Here is an 18,036-nt window from a genome sequence, read left to right as displayed (position 1 = left end):
AATGGCAAATGAGTGAGAGTGACACGTTTCTCCGGGCGAAGCAGTGCGAGGAGCTGACCGGTATTCCGGAGGCGACCTGGCGGTGGTGGGCGCATGTCGGCCGTGGTCCGGAGTCGTTCAAGCTGGGCGCGCGTCGGCGGGTGTGGCGCAAGTCCGTCGTGCTGGCGTGGATCGCCGAACAGGAAGAGTCCACCGGTAGCAACAGGTCGGCGGCGTAGTGGCTGCTCGACGTAATCGGCGTTCCGGCGTCGAAGACCTTTGGACCAAAGAGGAACGTCTGCCGGATGGCACCAAGCATCGCATCCCGTCGAAGCTCGATGGCAAGGGAAAGCGTTGGCGTGCAAGGTATGTCGACGGTTCCGGAAGAGAGCATTCGAAGATCTTCGCGCGCAAGGTCGATGCGCAAGCGTGGCTGGACGGCCAGACGGCGGCGGTGGTCTCCGGACGGCATGCGCCACCGTCCGCCGGTCGCGTGACTGTCGACGTGGTGGCGAAAGCGTGGCTGGCCGGTCATCCGTCCTGGGAGGAAGGAACCCGTTCCCGCTACGTCTCGATCGTGAATCGGCACATCCTCCCGAGGTGGGGGAGCACCCGCCTCGCTGACCTGGTCGAGATGCACGACGAGATTCAGGAGTGGGTGACTGCTCAGGTCGAGAAGGGCGCAGCAGGCGGAACGGTCCGGAAGAACCTCGGAGTGCTCTCGCAGATCTGCGACCACGCGGTGAAGACCCGCAAGATCGCGGTCAACCCGTGTCGCACCGTGGATCGCCCGAAACAGCGGCTCGCCACCCGGCGCTATCTGTCCGGTGTGGAGGTCGAGCGGCTGGCCGAACACGCGGGCAACAACTGGCTGACTGTGATGGTGCTGGCCTACTGCGGACTGCGGTTCGCTGAACTGGCCGGAATGCAGGTGTCCGCGGTGTCTCTCGGTCGCAATCGTATCCAGGTCGAGCGGACGATTACCGAGGTAGACGGCCAGTTGGTGATCAAGGCTCCAAAGGATCACCAACGGCGAAGTGTCGCCTTTCCGGCCTTCCTGGTCGAGCCGCTGAAACAGCGTCTGGCTGGGCGACGTGAGGACGCGGAGGTCTTCACCTCTTCGCGCGGGGCCGTGCTGAGGGTTCGGAACATGCGTCGCAGTTGGTTCGACGGAGCCGCGAAAGCTGCCGGGCTGGAAGGGTTCACACCGCACGAACTTCGGCATACGGCGGCGTCGCTCGCGGTGTCTCAAGGTGCGTCGGTGCTCGCTATTCAGCGGATGCTCGGGCACGACAAGCCGAGCACGACGCTGGATTTCTACAGTGATCTGTTCGATGACGACCTGGACGACGTTGCCGCGAGGCTCAACGCGGCCCGTACGAGTTTTTCCGCTGCGTACGAACTGCGTACGAATCGGGGCTCTGGAGCCGTCGAGCCAGGCAAGGCAACGGCCTGACCTGCAAGAATGTTGTGCCCTCGGCAGGATTCGAACCTGCGACACCCGCTTTAGGAGAGCGGTGCTCTATCCCCTGAGCTACGAAGGCCGGTTTGGTGGACTGTCGCAGTCTACCGGGTCACCTGCCCGAGGACAGCATCGCGCAGATCGCGGGGATGTCGTGCGTGGTCGGGCCACCGCAATGCCCGGCTCCGTGGTCAGAACCCGCCGTTGAAGCCTCCTCCATCGAAGCCACCGCCGCCGTCGTACCCGCCGCCACCACCGTCGTAGCCGCCCCCGTCGTAGCCGTCGTACGGAGCGGTATCCGAACCCCAGTCGCCGCCCGCATCACCCTCGCCCGCCGCGGCTCCGTCCTGATACCCCTCGCCGTAACCGCTCTCGAACCCCTGCGCGCCATATGCCACGCCCGACATCCCCGCGAACAGCGAGGTGAACAAGAGCGCGGAGCCGAGCCCCCAGGCGCCGCCGATGAGCGCCGGCTTCCACCAGGGTTCGGAGTACCAGCCCGCGGGCACCGGCCGTCCGGCGACGCGGCCGCCGGGAAAGTAGTTCGGCGTGCCCGAGGAAGGATTGGGTGACGCGGCGATCTCTCTGCCCTCGAAGACGATCGCCCGATCCTCGCTCACTCGCCCGGCCACGGCCTGGCCTTCGAGCTCGGGAATCGAGGGGCCCGGATCCATGCCCATCGCGGAGCGGGCGGCCCGGATGTAGTAGAGGCCTTCGAGCGCAGTCTGTTTCGCCAGCCGGGCCTGGGCGGGCGTGGCGGCCTGGTCCAGTTGCGATCCCGCGGCGACGTGCCGCTCCGAGGCGTCCACTAGGGCTTGTTTCGCCGCATCGTTGCTGCCGCTCAGGTTGTAGATCTGACCCGCGAGCCGCTCGTTCACCTGCCTGGCCTCGGCGAGGGCGTCGGCCAGCTCGGTCTGCGTCCGTTGCTTGCCCTCGCGCCCACGCATGAGCAGCAAGATCGCCACGGCCACGACCACGATCAAAACCAGCAGCCACTCCATTGTTCGCCCGCCTTCCGTACACGGTAGGCCCCGACTCCGAGTTTACTGACGGCTTGCTGAGATCGGGTCGAGCGTCCAGGCTCCGCAGTGCCCACAAGCCGAGCCACCAGGCGACCATCAGTATCGGCGGGCGCCCGCATAGGGCATCGAGGACATCGGCGACATCACGACACCCGTGCCGTACGTCGAGGCGTGGATCACCTGCCCATCCCCGGCGTACAGACCGGAGTGGCCGCCGCCGTAGAAGGACACGACATCACCCGGCTCGAGTTGGTCCTGGGATATCGGTGTGCCCGAAGCCAACTGGGCGTAGCTCGTGCGCGGCACATCCACGCCCGCCTGCTCGTAGGACCACTGCACCAGACCGGAGCAGTCGAAGGCGTCGGGTCCCGTCGCACCCATGCTGTAGTCCGAGCCGATCTTGCCGCGCGCGGCCTCGACCGCGACGGCGGCCGGCGACGGCTCGGCGACCTGAGGTGTGGGGGCCCCGAACGGCGCGGGCAGCAGCGGCTCGAGTATTCCGGACAGGAAAGGAAGATGGGTGCGCAGCAGATCGACGGGCGAGGGCTGGGCCGCGATCCCCGGGTTCGCGGCGGTCGCCGGAACCGACTGGGCCGACTGAGCGCGCGGGGCGGTCGAGAATTCGATCACCGCCAGCGGAGCCTTGTACTCACCCTCCGCGGGCGCCGCGATCGCGGGCGCCTGCGTCACCGGCAGGGCGGGCGGTCCGACCAACCGGATCAGGCTCGGAATATCGAGAACGGCCGGGAGGCCGACGGCGGCTGGAGTCTCGGCAACGGCCGGAATCTCGACGGCAGCCGGAACCTCGACAGCGGCCGGAATCTCGACGGCAGCGGGCGCGTCGATGACAGCGGGCTCGCTGATGACAGCGGGAACAACGCGAGGCGGTCCTACCTGAATATTTGGGTAATCGAAATCGGTGAAAGCCGGTGGTACCGGAAGGGCGTCCGGCACGTCGAAAGTGCCGATGCCGGGAATTTCTATCGGTTTGGCCGATGCCTGTCCGGCGCCCAAGAACAGGGCGCCGAACGCGGCCGCGGCGACGGCCAGGCTCCAGAACATCGCGCGTCGTAGAAAGCGCGAATATCGACCCTCAGCGGTTGATGCCATGATGCGGTCCTCCGATGCTCATATCGAAGGCTGTCGGCTCGGCCGTGCGGCGCCGTAGTTCCTGGCGGGCAGGACATCACCTAGACCTTCGAATTCGATTCGAAAAACATCACGGTGTTCAGTCCAGCGGATCCGAGCGTTCATATTGCACCCATTACCGCAGGTCGTAAACAGCAACACGCCACATTGCGATAACAAAGTAATAACCAAACGCAACAATTTAACCACCCGAAATACAACGGCGCCCCGCCCGGAATTCATTTTCCGTAGCGGGGCGCCGTTTTCTGGGCAAATCAAGCGGTGATCTGCTCCTCGATTTGTTCGGCGAGCGTGCGCAACCGAGCCGCGAATTCGCGGGCCGCGACCGGATCGCCGCTGGATCCCTTCACCACCCGCCTGCTCAGCGCGACCAGCCGCGATTCCATGGTGGAGAACAGATCGACGCGCCGATCGCCGCCCGCCTCGCCCAGATCTCCGCGCAGCCACGCCTGCAACCGCGCGATGACCTCGGCCTCGTCGAAATGCTCTGGCAGCAGCGCGATCGCCTCGCGCAGCCTGCCCGCCGTGACCTTCCCGCCGGGACTACCGGCGATCGTCGTGTACACGGTGACCGCCGCGTCTTCGCCGTATTCCGCCGCCACCGGGAGCAGTTCGCGGACCTGCCCCTCGTTGATCGTCGGCGCGACGGGGTGCAGCCGGGCGGCCAGCGGCCACGCGCGAATCAGCTTGTGCGCGTAGGAACGCTGCATGTCCCAGCGCTGCTCCACGTAATCGTCGAAACTGGGATGGCAGTCACGGTAGAGGCGCCCGTCCCGCACGATCTGCAGCGCACGACCCGCCGCCCAGAACGCGATACGCAGCGAGTCGATCGAGGACTCGCACGCGCTGAGCTGCTCCTGTTCACGCCGGTTCAGCGGACCTTCGCCTGCCGCGGGCAGCGGCATGGATAGCACGTCGGCCAGCAGTTCGGTCTCGGGCGGCGCCGGATTCGCGGCGACCGGAGCGGGCGGCCGCATCGAGTGCGGCGCCGGAGCCGCGGGGGCGGGTGCGGCCGGGCGGGTTGGTTGCGCCGCGGACTGCGAATACGCCACCGGCCGTGGCGGTTCGGTTTCACGCGGCGACACCTCGACGACCGGCCGGATCTGCTCCGAGCGCCATTCGGCGTCGCGCAGCGGCGAGACCGGCGGCGTGTGTTCGGCGTTGTCGGACAGCGGATTCGCGGATCCGCCGATGGACCCCTTCCTACGTTGGGGAGGCATCAGGCGGACACCTCCACCGCGACCCGGTACGGAGCGACCAATTCGTCTCCGACCTGCTGGTATTCGCCGAGATCCACGATCGGGTTCTCGGCGCCTTCGCCGACCTCACCGTCGGCCGCCTCGCGATACCACTTCCATGCGCTCAGATACCCGGCGAAGACGTCGTATCCGGCGTCTTCCAAATTGCCGCGCTGCGTGCGGTATTCGGTGGAGACGTTCACGCCGTTCTTCATGGTGACCGGCACCTTGGTCATCAGCACGCGCACCCGGATCTCCCGGTCGTGCCCGGCCGCGGCCTCCGCGGCGGCCCGGTAGGTACTCGGCACACGTTTGACCTCCGAGGGACTCACGCTGGTCAGCAGCACGAGTTCGTCACTGACCGGAATGGCCGCCTTGAAAATCTCGGCCGACTCGCCGCCCGCATCCACGATGATCACATCGAATTTGCTCGCATTGTCGTGGATGCAGTCGTCGACGTGCCGAGACGGAAAGGCGATCAATTCGAACGGCACCTCGACCTGCCCTTTGATCAGCCTGCGATACCAGGAATATCCGGTCTGGCTGAGCGGGTCCGCGTCGATGACCAGCACCCGCAGCTCGTGCACTCTGGCGAAATAGGAGGCCAGGAAGAAGGCCGAAGTGGTTTTTCCGACACCGCCCTTGAGATTTCCCAGCGTGATCACCAAGGGTTTGGGCAGTTCGAGTGGTGCAACAGAATTCGTCATGGACAGTCCTCCAAGCGTGAGGAGTGCAAGAAACTCTGGCGGGAACGAGTCTTGCACAGCGCACGCGAACTACCGTTGATTACGACGTATCTTTTCGGCGACGCGGCCGTGTCCAATTGGACACAGTGGCCGGACGGCCGGTCAGGCGCCCAGTGCGGCAAGAATCTGCTCGGTCGAGCTGACACGCCCGAGGCGCGGGAAGATCTTGGTGAAGGAGTGCAGATGCGAGGCGGCGTCGGTGTCGGTGGTCGCGTCCTCGGCGAACACCAACTCGTAGTTGTGCTCCCACGCCGAGCGCGCGGTCGACTCCACGCCGATGCTGGTGGCGATGCCCGCGAGCACCAGCCGGTCGATGCGGCGGCGGCGCAGCTGGAGATCCAGCTCGGTGCCGGTGAACGCGCCCCAGTGCCGTTTGGTGATGAACACGTCGGCCAGGTCGACCAGCTCGGCCGGGATCTCCCCGAAGGGTGGCCGCGGCGCGGCGGCCGGGCCGGGTTGCTCGCAGGCGGCGGGAGGCAGGTCGCCGCTGTCTTCGGACCACTCGACGCGCACCACGACCACCGGCAACCGGTTGGCGCGGAAGGCCTCGGCGAGGCGGACGCTCTGCCGCAGCACTTCGCGCGCGGGGCGCACCGTCGGCTCTTCGAGCATGCCGCGCTGGAGATCGATCAGAACCAATGCGGTATTGCCGAAACTGGCGACGGGCACGGCGCATCCTCTCGGCGAGGTTCTCGAGAAGTCAACTAGTTAGCAAAACTCACAAGTTTTACCAACCGTATCGCATGGGTCAAGACCAGTTGCTCACGATGTCACCGCCTTACCCCCAACCGGCCTTTTCACTCCGCAATGAACGCGCCGGGCAGCCGAGCGACCTTCGCAAGTCGCTCTACATTCAGTGAACGCACTGTGCCACATATGATTTCAATCTTGTCCCCAACGGCGGCACAGTCGGGCGACGGAGCGCGCGACGTCGTACATCTGGTCGAGGTCGCTAGGCAGCACCAGCGTGGACCGAAGCCGCCGACGTGTGCATCGAGCGGGCGGCGGCCAGCCGGGCACCGCGTTCGGTGAGCACGACGCGATGCACGGCCGGACCCATGGCGCGGTGGTTCAACGCCGAACGGTCGCGGCCATGACCGCGCAGACGAGCTCCCCCAGGTCAGCGACCGATTAGCGAACCAGCCAGCGGGTAGCTCCCGACCATGGACCACTCACGAGCTCCCCTGGTGGACGCACTCGCCGCGTATCACCGCACGGGCCGGTACGGGTTCACCCCGCCGGGGCACCGGCAGGGTCGCGGTGTCGACGAGCGCGTGCTCGACGCGATCGGGCGGGATGCGTTCCGCTCCGATGTGCTGGTCAGCCCCGGTCTGGACGACCGCCTCGCCCGCGGCGGGTACCTGGCGGAGGCCGAGGAACTGATGGCCGACGCGGTGGGCGCCGAGACGGCCTTCTTCTCCACGTGCGGCAGCTCGCTGTCGGTGAAGGCCGCGATGATGGCGGTGGCAGGCGGGCGGAGCGGGGGTTTGCTGGTGGCCAGGGACAGCCACAAGTCCATCGTCGCCGGACTGATCTTCGCCGGTGTGCGGCCGCATTGGATCACGCCGCGCTGGGACGCCGAACGGCACTTCTCGCATCCGCCCGCGCCGGGGCAGGTGCGCGCGGCGTGGGAGCGCAATCCCGACGCGGCGGGCGCGTTGATCGTCAGCCCGAGCCCGTACGGCACCTGCGCCGACATCGCGAGCATCGTCGCCATCTGCCACGAGCGCGGCAAGCCGCTGATCGTCGACGAGGCGTGGGGTGCCCACCTGCCGTTCCATCCCGAACTGCCCACCTGGGCCATGGATGTGGGCGCGGACCTGTGCGTGGTGAGCGTGCACAAGATGGGCGTGGGGTTCGAGCAGGGCTCGGTGTTCCACCTCCAAGGCGACCTGATCGACCCCGCGCGGCTCAGTGCCTGCGCCGACCTGCTCATGACCACCAGCCCGAACGTGCTGATCTACACCGCGCTCGACGGCTGGCGCAGGCAGATGGTGCAGCACGGGCGCGAACTGCTCGACGTCGCATTGCGCGTCGCGGAGCAGGCCCGCGCCGACCTGGCCCGGATACCCGGCATCGAGGTGATGGAGGACGCGCTGCTCGGCGTCGAGGCCTCGCACGATCTGGATCGGCTCCAGGTGTTGATGGACGTGGCCGCAACGGGCGCAACGGGTTACGACGCCGCCGACTGGCTGCGCGAACATCGCCACATCGATATGGGGTTGGTCGATCACCGCCGGATGCTCGCGACGCTGTCGATCGCCGACGACGATCGCACCGTCGCCACCCTGGTCGACGGTGTCGCCGCGTGGCGCGACCAGCTGAAGGACCCGCAGCCGTCGCGGATCCGGCTGCCCTCCCCCGCCGAGCTGCAGCTCGAGACGGTGGAGCTGCCGCGCGACGCGTTCTTCGGGGAGGTCGAGGTCGTCCCGATCGACAAGGCGCACGGACGGATCGCGGCCGAGCAGCTCACCCCGTACCCGCCGGGCATTCCGGCGGTGGTGCCCGGCGAGCGGCTGAACGACGCGGTGGTGGAGTACTTGCGGTCCGGTCATGAGGAGGGCATGAATGTCCCCGATGCCGCCGATTCCAGCCTGGACACGGTGCGCGTCGTTCGCGAGTGAGGCGGAGTTTCCCGGTCGTCGCGGGCCGGAGGTCGTCCCGCGCACCCGATAGGCGTCTGCCGCAGCGGACTTCGCACTGCAGGCACGACGTGGCCGTCACGGTGCTGTGAGGTACCCCAATGCACCATCGACGGACTCCACCCCTGCGTACCTTGGCCGTAAGGTGGCGATCATGTCGAGGACCGAGATCTCCGAACTCGTCCAGTCCGTCGTGGAGGCGTACCTGCTCGACGGCGAGCGCAGGTACAACCGCGCCGAGGTGGCCGAGCGATCGGGGGTATCACCCGGTATTTCCCGGCGGCTGTGGACCGCACTGGGCTTTCCCGAGAACCCCGAAGACGCCGTCGACTACACCGACGCCGACGTGGACGCGGTGCGGCATTTCCGCGGCCTGAAGGTGGTCGCCGCCTCCGATCTGCGCCAGCAGGCCGCGGCGGCGCGCACGCTCGGTCAGTCCATGGCGCGGTTGGCGGAATGGCAGGCCGATCTGGTGATCGCCGAGATCGCGACCAAAGTCGCCGAGGACTCCCGCGCGGACGGCTCCGACGCGGCGGAGATCGCCAGGATCGCCACCGAGGAGACGATCTCGGTGCTCGAGGAGTTGCAGACCTACGCGTGGCGCAGGCACCTGGCCGCCGCGCTGGCCCGCTCCTTCGACAACGAGAGCCCCGCCGAGGACTCGACGAGGGAGCTGGCGGTGGGCTTCGCCGACATGGTCGGCTACACCCGGTTGACCAGGCACCTGCACCCGGACGAGCTGTCGACGCTGCTGGAGGCGTTCGAGTCGACGACGAACGCGGCCATCACCGAGAACGGCGGCTGGGTGATCAAGCACGTCGGCGACGAAGTGATGTTCGCGGCGGAGACGGCCAAGGTGGGCGCGCGCATCGCGCTGGCCATTCAGGAGTCGACCATGATGGTCGGCGGCACGCCGGATCTGCGGGTCGCGCTCGCCTACGGCCCGGTGCTGCAACGGTTCGGCGACCTGTACGGCTCGGTGGTGAACATCGCCTCCCGCCTGACCGGCGTCGCCCGCCCCGGCACCATCCTGATCGACGATGCCGCCGCGGAGAAACTGGCCGACGACCGCGAATTCAGCGTGCGCCAGCTGCGCAGCGTCCGGGTCCGCGGCTTCAATCGGCTGCGCCCCCACGCGCTTCGTCACGGCTGAGCCCCACGCCGCAGCTGAGCGGAACCCGGGCCGTCCGTAAGGTCGTGCGGATGGATACCGACTGGTCGCAGCTGCGGGAGCGCTGCCTGATCGCCGAGGACGAGGCGATTCTCGCGCTGAACAAACCCGCGGGGATCTCGGTGACCGGGGAGCGGCACGATACCGACATCGTGGAGCTGGCCGCGGCGGCGGGCGAGACGTTGTATCCGGTGCACCGGATCGACAAGGTGACCTCGGGATTGGTGCTGCTGGCCAAGGATCTCGGCGCGCACGGTCAGCTGACCAGGCAGTTCAACAAGCAGACCGCGGACAAGGCGTACCTGGCGGTCGTCGACGCCACCGGGCTGCCGGAGCGCGGGGTCATCGATCTGCCGTTGAGCGTCGGCCGGAAGAACCGAGTGCGGATCGCGGCGCCGCGGGAAAGCATCCGCACCGAGGGCGACCGCTGGTTCGTCAACGACGCCGACCTGCTCGACACCAAGAACTACCCGTCGCTGACCCGCTTCGCGACCGTGCTGCGCACCGAGCGGCACACGGTGCTCGCGCTGCGCCCGGTGACCGGCCGCCGCCATCAAATCCGCGTGCACCTGGCCTGGATCGGGCATCCGATCCTCGGTGACCCGCTGTTCGACAAATCCGGCGCTTACCCCCGCGCCCACCTGCATTCGTGGCGGCTCGGCCTCGCCGCTTCCTGGCGCACCCCGCCCGAGCTGAACCTGGACGCTCCACCCGGCAAGGATTTCTGGGCGCCGGTCGGCCCGGCCGATTCCGCCGAACTTCTCGACCGCGCAACAGAACTCCTGAACGCCGACCGCTGACTTGCCCGAAAGCCTAGGCCCTGTGTCGAAGTCCGGCCGGATGCATCCGTGGCTCAGATCGTCGCCTGGCAAGGCGGAGGAGGAGCCGATACCGGGGTTGTATCGGTGACGACGACAACGCGGCCAGGCGGCGATCTGGGCCGCGGAGGCGCCGGATGGGACTTCGACACAGGGCCTAAGGTCGCGACGGCGTCCATTCCGGTGCACGACCGAGCAATCGCAGCACCCGGTCCATGGTCGAACCCGAATCGGCCGCCGCCAGCACCGGCGCGAATGCCGCGCCCGGCTCCAGCCGGAAGGACCCGTCCGGCACCGCCGCCGCGATATCGAGCGCCATCAGCGCCAGTTCCCGATCCGGGTCGACGGTCTCGCCGATCGAACGCGCCACGTCCCACGCGTGCACGACGCTGTCGACCAAGTGGAACCGGATGGCGGTCACGGCCGGGAGACGGCGCTCGCTGGACACCTCCGGCAGCAGCACGGTGCGCTCGAAGACGCCGGGCTCGGCGAAGGCGGCGACGACCTCGTCCGCGGCGGCCAGGTAGTCGGCGATCGGATCCGCCGCGGGACGCGCCTCCCACGCGCCGGGGTCGTCGACTCCGCGCGCCGCACCCGCGAATCCACGGTCCTGGGTGGCCATGTGCGCCAAGAGGGCGCGCAAATCCCATTCCGCACAAGGCGTTTCGGCCGACAACCGATCGGCGTCGATCCGCGCGACGACCTCGGTGCTCAGTCGCACGGCCCGCGCGTGCAGTTCCCGCAGCCGCTCGTTCGATTCGGTCCTGTCGTGCGCTCTTCCTTCGAATTCAGTACTCATGCGCTTATCGTAAGCATATGCATATTATCTGCCAAGAAGTATTTTCTAGGCATGCCAGACCCCGACCGACCAGATCTCGCCGCGATGGTCGTGCCGCTCGGCCGCGCCCTCGTCTCCGCCGAACTGCCCGTCCTGGAGCGCAACGGCCTCACCATGTGGGCATACGGAGTGCTGCTCGGCCTGGAGCTGGAGCCGGTGTACACGCAGGCCGCGCTGGCCAAGGCGATCGGCGCGGACAAGACCCGCATCATCGGCGTCCTCGACGACCTGCAACGCCGCGGCCTCATCGAACGCGCGCCCGACCCCGCCGACCGGCGCGTCAATCTGGTCTCGCTCACCGAGGAAGGCAAGACGGTCCGCGACCGCGCCCAGCGGGAGATCCGCGCACGAGAGGACGAGACGCTCGCCGCGCTGCCCCGCGCCGATCGTCAGGTCTTCCTCCGCGCCCTGCGCACGCTCTGGTCGAACGCCGTCGCGGAGCGCCGGCCCTAGGCGCGCACCGGCCGTGTGTGACCTCCGCCACTGGCAAACAGGGAGGTCCGGCACGGTGGCGAGCCTCATGAAGACGGACAATGCGCAGGTCATCTAGCCTGAGAAAGTGCCGTGCACACACTGTGGGCACACTCTGACGCAATGGAGCGATCCCTCAGAGAAAGCGAATGCCGATGATCCTGGTGGCTCAGGTCAGCGATACACACTTCGATCTCGGAGCGCGCAACGCCGACCGCGTGGAGCGGGTGATGGCTTTTCTCGCCGACCTGCGGCGCAAGCCCGACGCCATTCTGGTGACCGGTGACATCACCGATTCCGGCAAGGCCGAACAGTACGCCCAAGCCCGCGCTGCGCTGGCCGCCGACATTCCGGTCTACGCCATCCCCGGCAACCACGACGATCGCGCCGCCTTCCGCACCGTGCTGCTCGGCGAGCCCGCCGCGACCACGCCGATCAATCACGCACACCGGATCGGCGAATTGACTGTCGCCCTGCTGGATTCGAGCATTCCCGGCGAGGCGGGCGGCGGGCTGAGCGAGGAGACCTACGACTGGCTGCGCGGCGTGCTCGCCGACGCCCCCGCCGACGGACCCGTTCTGCTCGCCATGCACCACCCGCCGGTGCACCTGCACAGCCCGATCATCGACGGCATCACCCTCGCCGAACCCGAGCGCCTCGCCGCGCTGGTGGCCGGGGACGAGCGCATCATCGGAATACTCACCGGGCATGCCCACTCCGCGGCGACGACCACCTTCGCCGGCCGCCCGCTGCTCGTCGCGCCGAGCACGGCCTCGGTGCTCGGCGGCGAATGGGAGCTCGAATTGCCCCATCACGTCATGGATTACGCGCCGGACCCCGCGGTCGCGCTGCACATCGTCGACGAAAACCACGGCCTGACAACACACTTCCGGCCCGTTCCGATGGGCGGCTACCTCGGCGTGCCGCCGCACTGATCAGCGCAGCGACACCCGCTCGCGCCGATACGCGGCCGGTGTCACACCGGTCCAGCGCTTGAAGGCGTAGATGAAGGTCGAGGACTCGGCATAGCCGAGGCGGATCGCCACGTCGCTCACCGAAAGCGGTGTGGTGGTGAGCATTTCCTCGGCGAGGGCGCGGCGCACCTCGTCGAGCAGGACGCGATAGCTGGTGCCTGCCGCGTCGAGATGTCTGCGCAGGGTCCTGGTGCTCATGTTCAGCTCGCGCGCCACCAGGTCGATACCCAGCGGTGCGGCGAAACCGTCCGCGCCGCCCGGCACCAGCAGCTCACGCACCTCCGCGGCGATGCCGGTGCGGGCGCGGCGGCGATCCACCAGCTGGCGGCACTGGGCCAGGCACATGGCCCAGGTGTGCTCGTTGGCCTGCGGCAGCGGCTGTTCCAGGATCGAGGGGTCGATGGTGAACACATTGTGCGCGCGACCGAAAATGGGGCGAACGCCGAACACCTCGGTCATCCGGTCGACGTATTCCGGTTCCGCGAAACGGAATTCGGCGCGCAGCAGCGGCACCGGCCGTCCGACCAGATCGCTCATCACCTGGTACATGGCCGTCACGTCGCGTTCGACGAGGAATTGGCGCACGTCGGCGGGCACCGACTCGTCGTGCACGCGCGCGACGAACTCCCCCGGCTCCCAGTGCGCGACCGGCAGGCAGAAGGTGAAACTCAGGTCGAGGAACCGCAGCGCGAAGGAGATCGCTTCGCCGAGGGTCGGGCTGCTCACGCACGCGAAGCCGAAGATGCCGAAGGTGGTGATCCGGTAGCGCCTGCCCAGCTCGACGCCCAGCGCGGGCGCGCCTGCCTCGCGGACCAGATTCCGGATCACCGCGAGCTCGGTGTGCGCGTCGATCTGGGCGTCAGGGTCGCGCAGCACGGCCTCGGCCAGCCCGGTGCCTGCCAGCATGCGCGCCGCGGGCACACCGTGCTCGCCCGCGTACCCCACCATCAGGGCCACGCTGGCGATGCCGCGCGGAAAGTTCCAGTCGCGGATTCCAGTAGCCAGCACCCGCTCCACAGCGCACATTATGGCCGAAAGTCTCGATGCACCCGACCGGGCCGGTTCTAGAGTGGAGACATCGGATGTGTGAGGAGTGTCACATGACAGCTGGCGACCGGCCATCGGTTCTCATCATCGGCGCGGGGTTCGGCGGCATCGGCGCGGCGATCGAGCTGCGACGCAATGGGATCCGCGACATCACGATCCTGGAGCGAGCCGCCGACCTGGGCGGGGTGTGGCGCGAGAACACCTACCCCGGCGCGGCCTGCGACGTGCCCTCACCGCTCTACTCCTATTCCTACGAACCGAAGCCGGACTGGCCGCAGCGCTACTCCAGCCGCGCGGCCATCCACGGCTACCTGCGCGGAGTCGCACGGCGGCACGAGCTGCTGGAGACCATCGTCTTCGGCGCCGACGTGACCGACGCCGAATTCGACGAGCAGACCGGCCGGTGGACGGTTCGCACCGCCGACGGCGCCACCAGGACCAGCGACGTGCTGATCTCCGCGGTCGGCCAGCTCTCCCGGCCCAAGCTGCCCGACGTTTCCGGCATCGACACCTTCGCGGGCGCGTCCTTCCACTCCGCCGAGTGGGACCACGACGTGGACCTGACGGGCAAGCGCGTCCTCTGCATCGGCACCGGGGCAAGCGCCATCCAGTACATCCCCGAAATCCAGCCGAAGGTCGAGCACCTGACGCTGTTCCAGCGCACCGCGGCCTGGGTCATCCCCAAGTTCGACACCGACTACTCGCCCATCCAGCACAGCCTGTTCGCGAAGCTGCCCGGCGCGCTGCTGGTGGAGCGGTTCGGCTGGTGGTCGGTCGGGGAGTTCGTCTCGCTCGGGCTCGTCGAATTCCCGGCGATCGCACGGATGGTCGGCCGCATCGCCGAGCAGCACCTGCACAAACAGGTCGCCGATCCGGAGCTGCGGGCCAAGCTCACCCCCGACTACCCCATCGGCTGCAAGCGCGGGCTCTTCTCCAACGACTACTACCCCGCGCTCACCCAGCCCAATGTCGCGGTCGAGACCACCGCGATCAGCGAGATCGTCCCCGAGGGTGTGCGGACCGCGGACGGCAGGCTGCACGAGGCCGACGTGATCATCTACGGCACCGGCTTCAAGGGCACCGAATTCCTCTGGCCGATGCAGATCTACGGACGTGGCGGTCGCAAGCTCGCCGACGCGTGGGCCGGCGGCGCGCACGCCTTCCTCGGCATCGCCGTGCCCGATTTCCCCAACCTCTTCCTGGTCTACGGGCCGAACACCAACCTCGCCGCAGGCTCGATCATCTACATGATCGAATCCCAGGCCCGCTACATCCGGCAGGCCGTGCGGCTGCTCGCCGACCGGCCGGGCCACTGCCTCGAGGTCCGCGACGAACAGGAGCGCGCATTCAACGACGCGCTCCAGCGGCGGCTGGCCCGCACACCGTGGAACTTCTGCTCCAGCTGGTACCGCACCGCCTCGGGGCGCATCACGAACAACTGGCCGGGCACCGTGTCCAGTTACCGCCGTCGCACCCGTCGGCTGAACCGCGACGACTACACCCTGACCAGGGTCGCCTGATCCGGCCGCCCAGCCTCGCGGCGCGCCCCCTGGCAGACTTGTTGCGTGAGTGATCTGCCCGCGGCCGACGGCCGGACCGGTTCCCAGGAGCGCGGTCCGCTGCGCCCGATCGAGCTGGCCACCGGCGCGGTACTGGGCGGTGTGACGGTCGGGCTGGTCACCGTGGGGTCCGTGGTTCCACTGGCCGCCGCGCTGCAAATCGTCGCGGCGGTCCCGATGGGCATGCTCGCGCACCGCTACCGGCCGCGCGCGCTGGTGACCGCGACCGCCTCGGCCACCCTGGTCACTTTCGTCGCGGCGGGCGTCATGCCCGCGCTCGGCGTGATCGCCTCGGCGACGATCGGCGGCATTATCGGCGGGGTCAAGCGCCGCGGCGGCGGGCTGATCTCGGTGTTCGTCCTTGCGCTGCTGGCGGGCGCGCTGTGGGGCGCGTTCACGGTCGGATCGCTGCTGGTGGCCGGGCAAGCCAGGGAGCTTTTGTTCGACACCATCCGCAACACCGCCGACGGTGTGCAGCGACTCGCCGCGAACCAGGCCGCGCTGGAACCGCTCGGCCGGGCCGCGTCCGATCTCACCGACGCCGTGCTCACCTGGTGGTGGGTCTGGATCGGCGGAGGCGTCGCGCTCGGCGTGGTGGTGAGCGCACTGTTCTCCTGGTTCGTGCTCGGTTCGGTGCTGGACCGGCTGGCCTGGCTGCCCAATCGGGACCGCCTCGACGCGCCGCTGGACGAGCGGCCGATCGCCCCGCTGCCGGTGACGCTGCACGCGGCGGGATTCCGCTACCCGGGCGCACGCGCCGACGCACTGCGTGACATCGACCTCGCCGTGCGGGTCGGGGAGTTCGTCGCGATCGTCGGCCACAACGGCTCGGGCAAGTCCACGCTCACCCGGCTGCTTGCCGGGCTGCCGCCCACCTCGGGCGAGGTGCGGCGGCCGGGTTCGGCGGGCCTCGGCCATCTCGGCGGGACGGCGCTGGTGCTGCAGCGGCCGGAGAGCCAGACCCTCGGCGTCCTGGTGGCCGACGACGTGGTCTGGGGCCTCCCGCAGGAGCTCGCCGCCGAGGTCGACGTGGAGGCGCTGCTCGGTGAGGTCGGTCTCACGGGCATGGGCGACCGCGAGACCGCCACCCTCTCCGGCGGCCAGCAGCAGCGTCTGGCGGTGGCCGCGGCGCTGGCCCGCAGGCCCGCGCTGCTCATCGCCGACGAGGCCACCTCGATGATCGATCCCGAGGGCCGCCGCGAACTGGTCGCGCTCCTCGGTGAGCTGCCGCGCCGCCACCCGATGGCAGTTGTCCTGGTGACGCACCACGAGGCGGACGCCGCGGCGGCGGACCGCGTCGTGCACCTGGCCGCGGGCCGCACGGTCGAGCGGCTGCCCGCCTGGCCGCAGCCGGTGGACGCCGCGCGCCGCGCGCCCGCCGGATCGACCATCCTCGAACTGCGCGACGTCCGGCACACCTACAACCGGGGCACACCGTGGGAGGCGCCCGCCCTGCACGGCGTCGACCTGGTGGTGCGCCGCGGCGAGGCGCTGCTCGTTGTCGGCGGCAACGGTTCCGGCAAATCGACGCTCGCCTGGATCATCGCGGGCCTGATCCAACCGAGCTCGGGGCGTTGCGAGCTCGGCGGCCGCCCGGTGACGCGCCAGATCGGCCGGGTGGAGCTGGCCTTCCAGCACTCCCGGCTGCAATTGCAGAAGCAGACGGTCGGCGCGGAGATCACCGACTGGGGCGGGCGCGCCACCGGTTCCGGCGCGGTGGGCAAGGCTCTGGATGCCGTCGGCCTGGATCGCGCGCTGGCCGCGCGCTCCGTCGAGGAACTCAGCGGCGGGCAGGCCAAGCGCGTGGTGCTCGCCGCCATCGTGGCCAGCCGCCCCCAGGTGGTCGTGCTCGACGAGCCGCTGGCCGGGCTGGATCCCGAGGGCCGCGCCGACATCGTGGAACTGCTTGCGCGGCTGCGTGATTCCGGGCTGACATTGATCGTCATCTCGCACGACGTCGAGGACATGGCTGCCGTGTGCGACCGCACCGTGCACCTGAGCTCGGGTCGCATCCTGGAGAAGCAGCCGGTCTCCGATGCCGCGACCGCGGCGCGTCGCATCGACCCGCACCGGGACCCGCGCTCGGCCGCGCCACCGCCGCGGCCAGGCGACGCGGCATGGCGCTTCGGACACGGAGGTGCGGAATGAGCACGGTCCTGCTGCGCCAGGTGCCGGTGTCCAGCCCGGTGCACAACCTCTGGGCGGGCACCAAGATGATCGCCGCGTTCCTGATCAGCCTGCTGCTGATGTTCTGGCCGACCTGGCCGGTGCTCGGCGCGATGGTCGTCTTCTTGCTGGCGATCGGCCTGATCGCCCGGCTGCCGCTCGGCACGCTGCCCAGGCTGCCGTGGTGGTTCTGGGCGCTGCTCAGCGCGGGCGCGCTGATCAATCTGCCGGTAGGCGGCGCCGCGGTGCTGCGCTACACCCAAGCGGTGGTCTTCGGCCTGATCCTGGTGGCCGCCTCGTTCCTCATCGCGTGGACCACCCCGATGGGCGAGATCGCCCCCGCGCTGGCCAGGTTGGGCGCGCCGCTGCGCAAAATCAAAGTGCCGGTGGACGAGTGGGCCGTGGTGGTGGCGCTGACGCTGCGCGGGCTGCCGCTGCTGCTCGAGGAGATCCGGGTGCTGCGCGCGGCCCGGCGGCTCCGGCCCAAGGACCGGCTGCTGGACCGGGCCGCCGACAGCCCGATCATCGACATCCTCACCGCGGCCATGGCCGTGGCCACCCGCCGCGCCACCGAACTGGGCGAGGCCATCACCGCCCGCGGCGGCACCGGCCAGCTCACCGCCCGGCCCAGCGCGCCGGGTCGCCGGGACGCGGTCGCGCTCGGGCTCGTCGGGCTCGTGTGCGCAGGCTCGGTGCTGCTCGACGTGCTGATCTGAGCCCGGACCGGTCCGCCGAGATGACGGCGCGATCCGGC

At 68.9% G+C, this 18,036-nt stretch carries 17 protein-coding genes and 1 tRNA gene; 10 read left to right on the top strand and 8 right to left on the bottom strand.

Going from position 1 to position 18,036, the window contains the following annotated elements; translation table 11 throughout:
• Positions 1-8 precede the first annotated feature (8 nt).
• Both NL1_RS01655 and NL1_RS01650 read left to right on the top strand, forming a co-directional pair.
• Positions 9-218: a helix-turn-helix transcriptional regulator gene (locus tag NL1_RS01655; RefSeq protein ID WP_067833343.1), complete on the top strand. Its 210-nt coding sequence runs from the start codon at positions 9-11 to the stop codon at positions 216-218.
• Positions 218-1,435 carry a tyrosine-type recombinase/integrase gene (locus NL1_RS01650; protein WP_218024333.1) on the top strand — a complete coding sequence of 406 codons (1,218 nt, stop codon included), beginning with the start codon at positions 218-220 and terminating at the stop codon, positions 1,433-1,435. Before NL1_RS01655 ends, NL1_RS01650 begins: the two co-directional genes overlap by 1 nt.
• 15 nt (positions 1,436-1,450) lie before the next feature.
• Here the strand turns inward: NL1_RS01650 and NL1_RS01645 are convergent.
• The 6 genes from NL1_RS01645 to NL1_RS01620 form a co-directional block, all read right to left on the bottom strand.
• Positions 1,451-1,523 (bottom strand) — tRNA-Arg (locus NL1_RS01645).
• 109 nt (positions 1,524-1,632) lie between these two features.
• Complete coding sequence (locus NL1_RS39200) at positions 1,633-2,442, bottom strand: hypothetical protein (protein WP_067833341.1); 810 nt, start codon at positions 2,440-2,442, stop codon at positions 1,633-1,635.
• Between the two features lie 117 nt (positions 2,443-2,559).
• Positions 2,560-3,093 (bottom strand): C40 family peptidase, encoded by a 534-nt coding sequence (locus tag NL1_RS40370; protein ID WP_422615826.1) that lies wholly within the window; start codon positions 3,091-3,093, stop codon positions 2,560-2,562.
• A 773-nt stretch (positions 3,094-3,866) separates the two neighbouring features.
• Positions 3,867-4,832 (bottom strand): hypothetical protein, encoded by a 966-nt coding sequence (locus tag NL1_RS01630; RefSeq protein ID WP_067833338.1) that lies wholly within the window; start codon positions 4,830-4,832, stop codon positions 3,867-3,869.
• On the bottom strand, positions 4,832-5,557 hold the full coding sequence (locus NL1_RS01625; RefSeq protein WP_156094597.1) for a ParA family protein: 726 nt from the start codon (positions 5,555-5,557) through the stop codon (positions 4,832-4,834). Before NL1_RS01625 ends, NL1_RS01630 begins: the two co-directional genes overlap by 1 nt.
• A 141-nt stretch (positions 5,558-5,698) precedes the next feature.
• Positions 5,699-6,265, bottom strand: coding sequence for an isochorismatase family protein (locus NL1_RS01620; RefSeq protein ID WP_067833335.1), 567 nt, complete (start codon positions 6,263-6,265; stop codon positions 5,699-5,701).
• Between the two features lie 494 nt (positions 6,266-6,759).
• Between NL1_RS01620 and NL1_RS01615 the strand changes: the two genes are divergently transcribed.
• The 3 genes from NL1_RS01615 to NL1_RS01605 all read left to right on the top strand — a co-directional run bounded on the left by NL1_RS01615 (position 6,760) and on the right by NL1_RS01605 (position 10,209).
• The gene (locus NL1_RS01615) at positions 6,760-8,220 is read left to right on the top strand and encodes an aminotransferase class I/II-fold pyridoxal phosphate-dependent enzyme (RefSeq protein ID WP_067833332.1); all 1,461 of its coding nucleotides are present in this window, start codon (positions 6,760-6,762) and stop codon (positions 8,218-8,220) included.
• Between the two features lie 169 nt (positions 8,221-8,389).
• On the top strand, positions 8,390-9,391 hold the full coding sequence (locus NL1_RS01610) for an adenylate/guanylate cyclase domain-containing protein (protein ID WP_373862513.1): 1,002 nt from the start codon (positions 8,390-8,392) through the stop codon (positions 9,389-9,391).
• A gap of 50 nt (positions 9,392-9,441) precedes the next feature.
• Positions 9,442-10,209, top strand: coding sequence for an RluA family pseudouridine synthase (locus NL1_RS01605; protein WP_067833329.1), 768 nt, complete (start codon positions 9,442-9,444; stop codon positions 10,207-10,209).
• A gap of 175 nt (positions 10,210-10,384) precedes the next feature.
• On the opposite strand, the gene NL1_RS01600 is transcribed toward NL1_RS01605, so the two are convergent.
• Positions 10,385-11,026 (bottom strand): TIGR03086 family metal-binding protein, encoded by a 642-nt coding sequence (locus tag NL1_RS01600; RefSeq protein WP_084510213.1) that lies wholly within the window; start codon positions 11,024-11,026, stop codon positions 10,385-10,387.
• A 51-nt stretch (positions 11,027-11,077) separates the two neighbouring features.
• Between NL1_RS01600 and NL1_RS01595 the strand changes: the two genes are divergently transcribed.
• Both NL1_RS01595 and NL1_RS01590 read left to right on the top strand, forming a co-directional pair.
• On the top strand, positions 11,078-11,518 hold the full coding sequence (locus NL1_RS01595) for a MarR family winged helix-turn-helix transcriptional regulator (RefSeq protein WP_067833326.1): 441 nt from the start codon (positions 11,078-11,080) through the stop codon (positions 11,516-11,518).
• A 167-nt stretch (positions 11,519-11,685) separates the two neighbouring features.
• Positions 11,686-12,471: a metallophosphoesterase gene (locus NL1_RS01590; RefSeq protein WP_245673039.1), complete on the top strand. Its 786-nt coding sequence runs from the start codon at positions 11,686-11,688 to the stop codon at positions 12,469-12,471.
• Here NL1_RS01590 and NL1_RS01585 read toward each other — a convergent pair whose 3' ends face one another.
• Positions 12,472-13,536 carry an AraC family transcriptional regulator gene (locus tag NL1_RS01585; protein WP_067833324.1) on the bottom strand — a complete coding sequence of 355 codons (1,065 nt, stop codon included), beginning with the start codon at positions 13,534-13,536 and terminating at the stop codon, positions 12,472-12,474.
• A 74-nt stretch (positions 13,537-13,610) separates the two neighbouring features.
• On the opposite strand from NL1_RS01585, the gene NL1_RS01580 reads away from it, so the two are divergent.
• Genes NL1_RS01580 through NL1_RS01570 form a run of 3 tightly spaced genes read left to right on the top strand, consistent with a single transcriptional unit; the run spans position 13,611 to position 17,998 of the window.
• Complete coding sequence (locus NL1_RS01580) at positions 13,611-15,077, top strand: flavin-containing monooxygenase (RefSeq protein ID WP_067833321.1); 1,467 nt, start codon at positions 13,611-13,613, stop codon at positions 15,075-15,077.
• 45 nt (positions 15,078-15,122) lie between these two features.
• Positions 15,123-17,264 carry an ATP-binding cassette domain-containing protein gene (locus NL1_RS01575; protein WP_067833319.1) on the top strand — a complete coding sequence of 714 codons (2,142 nt, stop codon included), beginning with the start codon at positions 15,123-15,125 and terminating at the stop codon, positions 17,262-17,264.
• Positions 17,261-17,998 (top strand): CbiQ family ECF transporter T component, encoded by a 738-nt coding sequence (locus NL1_RS01570; RefSeq protein WP_067833316.1) that lies wholly within the window; start codon positions 17,261-17,263, stop codon positions 17,996-17,998. Before NL1_RS01575 ends, NL1_RS01570 begins: the two co-directional genes overlap by 4 nt.
• Positions 17,999-18,036: the final 38 nt, after the last annotated feature.

Source organism: Nocardia lijiangensis NBRC 108240, assembly GCF_001613045.1.
GTDB classification, from domain to species: Bacteria; Actinomycetota; Actinomycetes; order Mycobacteriales; family Mycobacteriaceae; genus Nocardia; species Nocardia lijiangensis.
This window is presented reverse-complemented; position numbering and strand designations above follow the sequence as displayed.

Coding starts and splice junctions, on each gene's coding strand:
- NL1_RS01585 (WP_067833324.1), bottom strand. CDS start 13,536: ATGTGCGCTGTGGAGCGGGTGCTGGCTACTGGAATCCGCGACTGGAAC.
- NL1_RS01590 (WP_245673039.1), top strand. CDS start 11,686: ATGCCGATGATCCTGGTGGCTCAGGTCAGCGATACACACTTCGATCTC.
- NL1_RS01595 (WP_067833326.1), top strand. CDS start 11,078: ATGCCAGACCCCGACCGACCAGATCTCGCCGCGATGGTCGTGCCGCTC.
- NL1_RS01570 (WP_067833316.1), top strand. CDS start 17,261: ATGAGCACGGTCCTGCTGCGCCAGGTGCCGGTGTCCAGCCCGGTGCAC.
- NL1_RS01600 (WP_084510213.1), bottom strand. CDS start 11,026: ATGAGTACTGAATTCGAAGGAAGAGCGCACGACAGGACCGAATCGAAC.
- NL1_RS01630 (WP_067833338.1), bottom strand. CDS start 4,832: ATGCCTCCCCAACGTAGGAAGGGGTCCATCGGCGGATCCGCGAATCCG.
- NL1_RS01605 (WP_067833329.1), top strand. CDS start 9,442: ATGGATACCGACTGGTCGCAGCTGCGGGAGCGCTGCCTGATCGCCGAG.
- NL1_RS01580 (WP_067833321.1), top strand. CDS start 13,611: ATGACAGCTGGCGACCGGCCATCGGTTCTCATCATCGGCGCGGGGTTC.
- NL1_RS01655 (WP_067833343.1), top strand. CDS start 9: ATGAGTGAGAGTGACACGTTTCTCCGGGCGAAGCAGTGCGAGGAGCTG.
- NL1_RS01625 (WP_156094597.1), bottom strand. CDS start 5,557: ATGACGAATTCTGTTGCACCACTCGAACTGCCCAAACCCTTGGTGATC.
- NL1_RS01615 (WP_067833332.1), top strand. CDS start 6,760: ATGGACCACTCACGAGCTCCCCTGGTGGACGCACTCGCCGCGTATCAC.
- NL1_RS39200 (WP_067833341.1), bottom strand. CDS start 2,442: ATGGAGTGGCTGCTGGTTTTGATCGTGGTCGTGGCCGTGGCGATCTTG.